A 9,041-nucleotide genomic window follows, 5' to 3' on the forward strand; every position below is an offset into this window, starting at 1 on the left:
GTGCCGGCCACCGGCGTCCTGACCGTCGCCCCGGTCGCGACCACGAGTTACGCACTCTATTGCTCCGACAGCGAAGAAGCCGACTTTGCGCAGACCCTGGTACTGGTGCTGCCGAGCGCCGCGCCCTGGACCGAAGAGTCGCCGATGGCGAGCCCCGGCGCGCGAAGCGGCCACGCGATGGCCTTCGACGGCGAGAAGATCATTCTCTTCGGCGGTGACGACGGCGCGCTGCAAAACGACACCTGGAGCTGGGACGGTGCCACCTGGGTGAGCGAATCCCCAATGACCAGCCCTCCTGCACGCGCCGGCCACGCCATGGCGCGCACGAGCGGCGGGGTGCTCCTATTCGGCGGCGAGGACGGTTCGGGTCCACGAAACGATACCTGGCTCTGGGACGGCGATGACTGGACGCAGCTCTCCCCGGCGAACGTGCCGCCGGCCCGCGCCGCACATGCGATGGCCCGGGACGGGGGAAGCATCGTGCTCTTTGGCGGAGAGGGAAGCGGCGGCCTGCTCGGCGATACCTGGCGCTGGGACGGCAACAACTGGAACGCGCTGCCGGGCCCCTCGCCCAGCGCGCGCGCCGACGCGCAGCTCTCCTACGACGTCCAGTCAGGCGACTTGCAGCTTCTGGGCGGGCGCACCGCAAGCGCAGTGCTTGGCGACCGCTGGACGCTCACGCCGCTGGGCTGGCGGCTCTCCTCGATCGTGCCGACCATCCGGCTTGCCGATGCCGCCGTGGCCAGCGACGGCATTCAGGTGCTGCTCGTGGGCGGCGATTATGGCCAGGGCCTCAGCGACGCCACCTTGCTCGGCGCGTCGGGCACCTACCGCGCCATCCCCGACACCATCGCCGCACCCGGCGCGCGCCAGGGCGCGGCCGCTGCCTATGATTCCGTGCTCGACGAGCTCGTCCTCTTCGGCGGCGACAGCGGCACCGCCGATCTGGGTGACACCTGGACCTGGGTCCCCTGATTTTTTTTCAAACAGCGAAGCCCAAAAACGGGCCCCATTCGGGGCCCTTTTTTTTTGTGACAATGTGCGGGTCATCTCGGTCCATCTTGGGTCATTACAGGTCAAAGCGGGTCATCTTGGGTCACGGGCGGTTGCGCGGCAAAGAGAAAGCCTCACAATAAAGTGAGGCGCCCACCGCCCCTGCTCCCCCCTCGGGGGAGCTGTTACCGAAGGTGACTGAGGGGGTGGTCGAGGCTGCACGCCGCAGCGCTGATCGCCGTCTGCACGACCCCCTCAGTCCGGCGTTGCCGGACAGCTCCCCCGGAGGGGGAGCAGGGAAGGAACGATTTTACGCACATGGACACCCGCCAACTCGCCCGCAACCTCCTCGAAGAATTCGCGACAACGCGCGGCCCGCTGATGCGCAATCCCGCGTGGGCGGTGATGCGCGCGGTGGCGCTGGCCATGGTGGCGCAGATCTCCCGCGGCTCGCGAAGCGCGAACCTTCGCGTCCTGGCCGCCACGACGCTGGGCGTTCACACGAGAGCGGCGCGCGCCAAGCGCGGGGCCAGCAAGAAAGAGTGGGCGACCGCCAGCGCGCTATTTGCCGACGTGGTGCGGCTGGCGGTGTCGCAGGCGGATGAGCAGACAAAGCGCGAAGCGCTGGTGGAACTGCTCGGTCGCCACGAGCGCAATGATGAGACCGATGCATTCGATCACTACCTGAACTGGCTTCCGACGGCGAGCATCTTCCTGGCGTTGCTCGAGAGCCCCGCGCCGCTGCAACTCCAGGCTGCCCGGTGGATTCTCTCGCGGAGCCGGGCGCTGGCCGAGAGAGTTGGCTACGGAAAAACAACCATCCCTGCTCCCCCTGCGGGGGAGCTGTCCCCGAAGGGGACTGAGGGGGTGCCGGGAGCTGCGCAAAAGAAATCCGATCGCCCTGCCGCGACCCCCTCAGCCGCCTTCGGCGGCAGCTCCCCCGGAGGGGGAGCAGGGATGGAGCTGCGCTCACGGCCGCCGCCGTGATGCGCATCTTCACCGGCAGAAAAAAATATTTGGAAACTGTAAACGAGATTGGAGAAGCAAAAACGAAGCAGAGCGACAAGCCGCCAGAACCCGCCGGGGCCCGGGTTGACTTGCACGCGCGAGGGCGTACCTTTTCGCTCACACGATGGAGGACGCAGCTCATGCGCAAGTGGCTTTCGGGACTTTTGGTGTTGGCGATGCTGGCCGGGTTCTCCGGCTGCAGTTCCTGTGATCGCGACAAGAAGCCGTCCGAGGGCGCGGCAAAGAGTGAGGCGACGCCGGCCGAGCCGGAGGTCGTGGCGGCGCCGGATTTCGGCGGCTCGCACGTGCTCGAAGGGCACACCGACCGCATCACCTGCATCGCGCTCTCGCCCGATGGAAAGCTGCTGGCTTCGGCGTCCTGGGACAAGACGATCCGCATCTGGGACGTCGCAAAGGCGGAACTCGTGACCGAGCTGACCGGCCATGAGGACAAGGTGGAATCGGTGGCGTGGTCGAGTGATGGCAAGTGGCTGGCCAGCGGGAGCTGGGACCAGAGCGTGCGGCTCTGGGATACCTCCGACTGGCAACAGATCGCGACCTTCTCGGGGCCTCCGGGGCGGGGACTCATTGTCGCCTTCGCGCCGACGGGCTCGCTGATGGCCTATGGCGGGCGCAACGGGAAACTCTTCCTCTATGACGCGGCGACGCGCGAGGAACTCAAGGTCTTCGACGCCCATGCCGGGCCGATCACTGGCATCGCCTTCTCGCCCAAGGGCCGCATCCTCGCCAGCTCGGGTGAGGACAAGACGATTCAGCTCTTCGATCTGCAGAAGCTCGAGAAGGAAGGCACCATCGGCGCCAAGGACGGGCACAGCCAGTGGCTCAGCTCGGTGAGTTTCTCGCCCGACGGGCGCTACGTGGTGAGCGGCAGCGGCGATTCGACGGCAAAGATCTGGGACGTGGCGACCGGCGAGGAAGTGCGCACCCTTGAAGGGCACAAGGGCTGGGTCTTCTCCTCGGCCTTTACGCCCGACGGCCAGCTCATTGCCACCGGGGCCAACGACAATGAAGTGATCGTGTGGGACTTCAATACGGGCAAGGAAGTTGCCCGCCGCTCCCAGCACAAGGACTGGGTCTTCGACGTGGCCTTCTCGCCCGACGGCAACACGCTCTACAGCGCGGGCAAGGACAACGTGATTCGGTACTAGGGAAGCAGCACGCCGTCGACTTCGGCTTCGTGGGCGAGCACGTTCGTCAGCGTGAGCGTGTAGTCGAGCCCGACATTGGCCGTGTCGTCGGCGGCGGTGCAGTCGACTCCGCCCAGGGTGATGGTGCCGCTGGTCTGGTAGAGCTCGTTGGGCGCCGGGCGCGCGAGCGGAATGCCGGTGTCGGTAAAAGTCAGAGTGGCGGTGATCGTGGCCGGCGTCATGTAGGTCGCGGTGTTCGTGAGAACCGGAATGCCGTTCGTTAAGGTGCCGGTGAAATCGCCCGACGTAATCGCCGCGGTACCGGACATGCCCAGATTCGCATCGTCGACAACGGGCGGACCCACTTCGACAAAACCCGCTTCGCCCGCGATCTCCAGAATCATGGCCGTGCCGTTCCCGTAGGCGATGAGCAGGAAACGCTCGTTCGCGTCGTCGAGGCGAATGGCGTTGCCGGTGACGTCCTGTTCGGGCGCGGGATCGGAGAGGATGGCGCCCAGGTTGTAGAGGCCCTCGCAGAAGGAGGGGTCATAGATGCCGTCGGGACCGCTCGCGGCGTCGGAATCCAGGCTCACCGAGCCGGCGAAGAAATCGCGCCCCTCGCCCGCGCAGGAGGCGGCGGCGACAAGGACGGTGATGATCAGGAGCTTGCGCAGCGCTTTCATGGCAGTTCGTGTAGCACGCCCCCGCGGCGCCTGCCACTGGCGGCCCCTAGCCCATGACCAGCGGGCCGAAGCGCCGCCAGAGCAGAACCGAGCAGGCCAGCACCACGCAGCCAAAGAGGATCCAGCGCAGGGTGTCGGCCTTTGCATCGAGCGCAAAGCGCACCCCAAGGCGCGAGCCCACGATGGTGGCAACGGCCAGCACCGCGCCGGGCACCCACAGCACCTTGCCCGCCAGCAGGAAGACCGCCAGCGGGACGATGCCGAACATGCCGGAGATGGCGATCTTGAGCGCGTTGGCCCGCACCAGGTCGTAGCGCAGCACCGCGCCGAGCACGAGCAGCGAGAGATAGCCCACGCCCGCCTGCGCGAAGCCGCCGTAGAGTCCTACGAGGAAGAGGTAGAAGATGGCAACGGGCTTTTCCTGCACTGTCAGGTTGAGCACGGCTTCGGTGGGTGCAATGGCCTTGGGCCGCAGCGCCAGCACGGCGGCCATGGCCAGCATGGCAAAGAGCAGCAGGGGTTCGAGTAGCTTTGGATCGATCCACGTAGCGGTGAGTGAGCCGATGAGCGAGCCGAAGGCCGCCGGCGCCAGGATGCTCACCGCGGCCTTGGAGTCGAACTTGCCCGCGCCGTGGAAACCCATGACCGTGGAGGCCGACTGGGCCAGCACGCTGATGCGGTTGGTGCCGTTGGCGAAATCGGCGGGCATCCCCAGCAGGATGAGCGCCGGCAGGGTGAGCAGCGAGCCGCCGCCCGCGAGCGTATTGATGAAGCCAGATCCCACCCCGGCCGCGACGAGAAGGACGATATTGAGGGGGCTGAGGTCGTACATGGCTGCCTTTTCAGGGGAGTCCCGCCGGTGCGGGGCGCGCCCAGCATGAACCTGTAACGCAGCCCTCGACAAGCGGCCCGCCTGCCTATTAGCATGAAACTGACGGGCCTGTCATTGTTTGGACGGGCACTTTGAAGACGAGGATTCCGACCATGAGCCAGCACCCGAGCAGCACCACCCACGGCCTCCATCACGCGGCCTACACCTGCACCGATTCCGAGAAGACCTGGGACTTCTACGCCAACAAGCTCGGCTTCCCGCTCGTGCGCGTGGAGAACCACCTGCACGGCAAGGGCTGGTTCCGCCACTTCTTCTTCGACATCGGCGGCGGCGAGTGCCTGGCCTTTTTCGAGCTCCACCGCTGCGGCGAGAAGAGCGACGCCAAAACGCAGGTCTCCACCGCGCTGGGACTTCCCTTCTGGGCCAACCACATCTCGTTCACGCTCAAGACCATGGAAGAACTCGAAGCCATGAAGAAACGCTGCGCCGAAAAGGGCGTGCCCCGCGTCATCGAAGCCGACCACGACTGGGGAATCTCGCTTTATATGTGCGACCCCAACGGCATCATGGTGGAGTTCACCGTCACCACCAAACCGGACGAATTCGTCCAGAGCCCCGAAGAGGCGCTTCGCCTGCTGCGCCAGCCCTACGAAGAATTCGCCGATGACGTCCGCAAGGAAGCCAAGGACATCGCGCATATCGCGGTGTGAGTAAGAAACTGTAGCGACAAGTACAGGAAAAAATCGGCGGCAGTGAGCGTGGCACTCGCCACACCGCTGCCGCCGGAGTATTTAGAGACGCATACCGTTGCGGAGCGCGCAGGAGAGCGAGCGATGAGCAAACCCACGATTCACGAATTACTCAAGTCCGGCGGCCCGGTGGTCGGGCCCGGTGTCTATGACTGCATCAGCGCACGGCTGTGCGAGCGTGCGGGGTTTCCGATGGCTTTTCTCTCGGGCTACTGCCTCTCGGCCTCGCTGCTGGGGGAGCCGGACTTCGGGCTGCTCACGCAGACCCAGGTGCTCGAGGCGGCCGACCGGATCGCCAATGCGGTGAACATTCCGCTCATCGTCGACATCGACACCGGTTACGGCAACGCCTTCAACGTGGAGAAGACCGTCGAGGCGCTCCTTCGCATGGGTGCGGCGGGCTGCTTCCTTGAAGACCAGGTCTGGCCCAAGCGCTGCGGCCACATGGAGGGAAAGCGCGTCGTGGATCTCGATGAATACCTGCCCAAGCTGCGCGCCGCCTTGAAGACCCGCGAGGGCACGGGCTTTCACGTCACCGCCCGCACCGATTCGATTGCCGCCATCGGTTTCGATGAAGCCCTGAAGCGCGCGAAGATCTTTGCCGAAGAAGGCGCCGACGCCGTCTTCGTTGAGGCACCGCGCAGCATTGAGGAACTCCACGCCATCCGCGAGACCGTCCCGGCCGAAGTGACCGTCGTCGCCAACATGGTGGAGAACGGCAAGACCCCGCTGCTCAAGACGAGCGAGCTCTACCGCATGGGCTTCGGCCTCATCGCCGCGCCGGTCGCCGTGCTCTTTGCCGGCACGCAGGGAATGGAAGAGCTGCTCAAAACTCTCAAGCGCGACGAGACCACCCACGCCCGGCACGAACACATGTACCGCTTCGACCAGATGGGCGAGCTCGTCGGCCTTCCCGAGCGCTACGAGCGCGAGAAGGCCTGGCTGAAATAGAAGCGTGAAGAGCTTGCACCGCGGCGAACTGATTTGTGCGGCATGATGGGCCCGAGGCCGGCAAGGGTTCTCAACGTGCACGTGTTCGTGCACCTGCACGTGCACGCTGATCCAGCTGGAATCGGCGAAGGCGAGTCTCGGTCGCCAAGACCGCTCCGGCCTGCGAGATCCCTCGGCTGCGCTTCGCTCCGGTCGGGATGACGGGGTTGGGCTGTAATCCTTATATATAGAGGCCCACGGGCGCGTTGAGACTCCCCGCGCGGCCCGTGATAGACTCCCCCCGTGAATCAGCCTTCCCCGCAACCAGAGACAGCCGGCGCGCCCGTCGCAGAAGAGCGTCAGCTCCACTCGCGCGACCTGGCCCGGGAGGTCCTCGACCCCGGCGCCTGCCCGGCGCGGCGCTCACGCGCGGCGCGGGCGGTGGCGGCGCTCATGGGCTGGGGGCTCTTTGTCGGCGTGGGCGTTGTGGGCGGCTCTGGATGGGCCGCGCTGTGGGCCGATGCCGACCTCATCATCATTCCCTTCCTTTGTACATATGTAATCTTCGTTTTCTGGATCTACTCGCCCACCGGATACCGGCTCAGCGAGAACGCCCTGGAAGTGCTCCAGCCCCAGAACCCGGTGACCATTCCGCGCGCGCGCATCGTCGGGAGCGCGGGCTCGGCTGCGCGCGTGGCCGCCTGGGCAAAGGCCGCCGGGGCGCCGTGGCTTGCCGAGCTGCCGCATTCGCAGGAGCCTCCGGTGCCCGGCGCGCGCCTGCTCTGGGTCGATCCCGCGCTGCCAGAGTTTGAAACTGAGCCTGAAAAAGCGCCGCGCGCGCGCCTGTTGGTCCTGCCGATCTGGGGCGTCCCGCTCATCCACGGCGGCTGGGCCGGCCGGTTCTGGTCGCCGGGCAGGGGGCTGGAGTTTCGCTATTGCAGAACACTTTGTCCTCGAATCGGTTTATGGCTCCATGCGTCACAAACCGGTGAGGCATGATCGTTCTGAAATCATTCATTCGCGAAAACCTCAATGAATGCACGCAAGTGTCCCGGATGAGCGCCGCACACTTTGTGTTGCAGCCAAGCTGCACGCTGTCGCCACGCGTCATTAAACTTTTGTAAAGAACATCCAAACGAATCTGAACTTGTCTTGCTAGCGCAGGAAGCAACCCGTATCATGGCGAGCGATTCAAGTTAGGGTTTTGTGCTCAGCAAAGGTTGAGACCCGTCGCGCCGGGGGGCCAGGTGGGAACCTGCCGGCGGGAATATTGTGCGGCTTCGTGGGGAAGCCGTCGCAATCGCTTTGACGACATTGGTACCGAAGTCGAAGCGAATTGGTTACGAGGCACAAGTCTTTGGGGAATGGAAAATCAGGATTGGCCAGTCGGGAACTCGAGAGCTCGACAAGGCAGACGGCGCCCCGCAAGGGGCTATCGGCATTTGTGCGCCGCGCCGCCGATCCTTTTTGCCTTGCAAAAGATTCTGTAATTCCGCACGCCGGTGGTGATTCGGTGTGCATTGAAAAGGTTTAGCAAGTTGAAAGTTCAGCAACAGTTTGGGGAAATGAAGGAGAAAAGGACCATGATGCGCTTTAGCAACCTTCGAAATGCCGTACTGGCATTCATGCTCGCGTTTACCGCGGCATGTAGCACCGGTGGAGACACTGCTCCCGCCGGACCTGGCTCAGAAAACACGACTGGCGATGCCTCCGTTGCAGCATGCTGCACGGTGAATCCCAGCAATGCCCTGGCAGTCGACACGACCACGTTGTCGACCGTCCTGGTGCCCTACAACGCGGGCACCGGCACCGTCAGCTTCGACGGCTCGCTCTCGACGCAGATCGGGACGACCTCCAGTCTGACGGATGTTTCGCGCATCATGATTCTCCTCGATGAGAATCCGAACGCCGGCGTTTCCTACGAATACGTCGTCGCCGACTCCGGTCACATGTTCGATCCGGCCAACACCGATTTGACCAGCGACCCGGACAACAGCGACCTGGCCACCGACAGCTTCACGGTGACGAACTTCGCCACCAACGATGTGCACGCGCTCGCGGCGGCTCCGGCTCCGGCCGGTTCACTCGTCGTGACGGTGACCGACTCGGCCACCGGCGCGCTGCTCATCTACTGCGACTCGGTCAATGCTCCGACCTGGACCTGCGTTGAGTCCGACGGCACGGGCGCTCCGGTCCCGACCCTCGCGGTCGCGGGCGCCAACGCCACGCTGACCTACAACGACGGCAGCGGCGTTGTGACCGCCGGCGACATTGTGACCGCCACCTACCGTGACGGCACCGGTGCGGGCGATGCGCTCGGCAGCTCCGGCAACAATGGTATTTCGATCTCCGGCATCCGCACCTTCCGCGGCGATGTTTCCTCCTCGGGTGATACCGACGGCGGCGGCACGGGCGATGCCAACAACTGCGGCATGCGCCCCGGCGCCGACGTGGACGAGGCGAACCTGACTGCCGGTCTTCCCGGCCTGGACGCCGCGATCCTCCTCGACGACGGCGTGGCCGCCAGTGCAGCGACCCTCGCAGCTGCCACCTGGGGCGTGAATGCCGGCGGCATTCTGGCTCCCTGCTCGGGCATCGTGATTCGCTCGGGCGGCGCCAGCGGCCGTTCGTGGTCGACTGCCAGCCCGATCCCGGTGGGCACCTCCACGACGGCGGCCTTCAAGGTCGTCTTCCTGAA

The 9,041-nt window shown here is 65.2% G+C and carries 9 protein-coding genes; 7 read left to right on the forward strand and 2 right to left on the reverse strand.

Annotated elements, in window-relative coordinates:
- From KDH09_00175 to KDH09_00185, 3 genes are all read left to right on the forward strand, one after another.
- On the forward strand, positions 1-975 hold a 975-nt coding region (locus KDH09_00175; GenBank protein MCB0218080.1), incomplete at its 5' end, for a hypothetical protein.
- A 336-nt stretch (positions 976-1,311) separates the two neighbouring features.
- Positions 1,312-1,980, forward strand: a complete 669-nt coding sequence (locus KDH09_00180) for a hypothetical protein (GenBank protein ID MCB0218081.1) — start codon at positions 1,312-1,314, stop codon at positions 1,978-1,980.
- 161 nt (positions 1,981-2,141) lie between these two features.
- Positions 2,142-3,170 (forward strand): WD40 repeat domain-containing protein, encoded by a 1,029-nt coding sequence (locus KDH09_00185; GenBank protein MCB0218082.1) that lies wholly within the window; start codon positions 2,142-2,144, stop codon positions 3,168-3,170.
- Here KDH09_00185 and KDH09_00190 read toward each other — a convergent pair.
- Together KDH09_00190 and KDH09_00195 are read right to left on the reverse strand one after the other, a co-directional pair.
- Entirely contained in the window at positions 3,167-3,832 is a 666-nt protein-coding gene (locus KDH09_00190; GenBank protein MCB0218083.1) for a hypothetical protein, read from the reverse strand. The genes KDH09_00185 and KDH09_00190 overlap by 4 nt on opposite strands.
- A gap of 46 nt (positions 3,833-3,878) precedes the next feature.
- Positions 3,879-4,664 carry a sulfite exporter TauE/SafE family protein gene (locus tag KDH09_00195; protein ID MCB0218084.1) on the reverse strand — a complete coding sequence of 262 codons (786 nt, stop codon included), beginning with the start codon at positions 4,662-4,664 and terminating at the stop codon, positions 3,879-3,881.
- Between the two features lie 152 nt (positions 4,665-4,816).
- On the opposite strand from KDH09_00195, the gene KDH09_00200 reads away from it, so the two are divergent.
- The 4 genes from KDH09_00200 to KDH09_00215 all read left to right on the forward strand — a co-directional run.
- Complete coding sequence (locus KDH09_00200; GenBank protein MCB0218085.1) at positions 4,817-5,374, forward strand: VOC family protein; 558 nt, start codon at positions 4,817-4,819, stop codon at positions 5,372-5,374.
- A 123-nt stretch (positions 5,375-5,497) separates the two neighbouring features.
- The gene (locus KDH09_00205) at positions 5,498-6,364 is read left to right on the forward strand and encodes an isocitrate lyase/PEP mutase family protein (GenBank protein ID MCB0218086.1); all 867 of its coding nucleotides are present in this window, start codon (positions 5,498-5,500) and stop codon (positions 6,362-6,364) included.
- 282 nt (positions 6,365-6,646) lie between these two features.
- Positions 6,647-7,342: a hypothetical protein gene (locus KDH09_00210; protein MCB0218087.1), complete on the forward strand. Its 696-nt coding sequence runs from the start codon at positions 6,647-6,649 to the stop codon at positions 7,340-7,342.
- A 584-nt stretch (positions 7,343-7,926) separates the two neighbouring features.
- The coding region (locus KDH09_00215) for a hypothetical protein (protein MCB0218088.1) at positions 7,927-9,041 on the forward strand (1,115 nt) is incomplete at its 3' end.

The sequence above is a fragment of the Chrysiogenia bacterium genome (assembly GCA_020434085.1).
In the GTDB taxonomy this organism is placed as follows: Bacteria; JAGRBM01; JAGRBM01; order JAGRBM01; family JAGRBM01; genus JAGRBM01.

Bases quoted from the DNA above. Each gene is read 5' to 3' on its own strand.
- KDH09_00185 (MCB0218082.1), top strand. From the start codon at position 2,142: ATGCGCAAGTGGCTTTCGGGACTTTTGGTGTTGGCGATGCTGGCCGGG.
- KDH09_00205 (MCB0218086.1), top strand. From the start codon at position 5,498: ATGAGCAAACCCACGATTCACGAATTACTCAAGTCCGGCGGCCCGGTG.
- KDH09_00200 (MCB0218085.1), top strand. From the start codon at position 4,817: ATGAGCCAGCACCCGAGCAGCACCACCCACGGCCTCCATCACGCGGCC.
- KDH09_00190 (MCB0218083.1), bottom strand. From the start codon at position 3,832: ATGAAAGCGCTGCGCAAGCTCCTGATCATCACCGTCCTTGTCGCCGCC.
- KDH09_00180 (MCB0218081.1), top strand. From the start codon at position 1,312: ATGGACACCCGCCAACTCGCCCGCAACCTCCTCGAAGAATTCGCGACA.
- KDH09_00195 (MCB0218084.1), bottom strand. From the start codon at position 4,664: ATGTACGACCTCAGCCCCCTCAATATCGTCCTTCTCGTCGCGGCCGGG.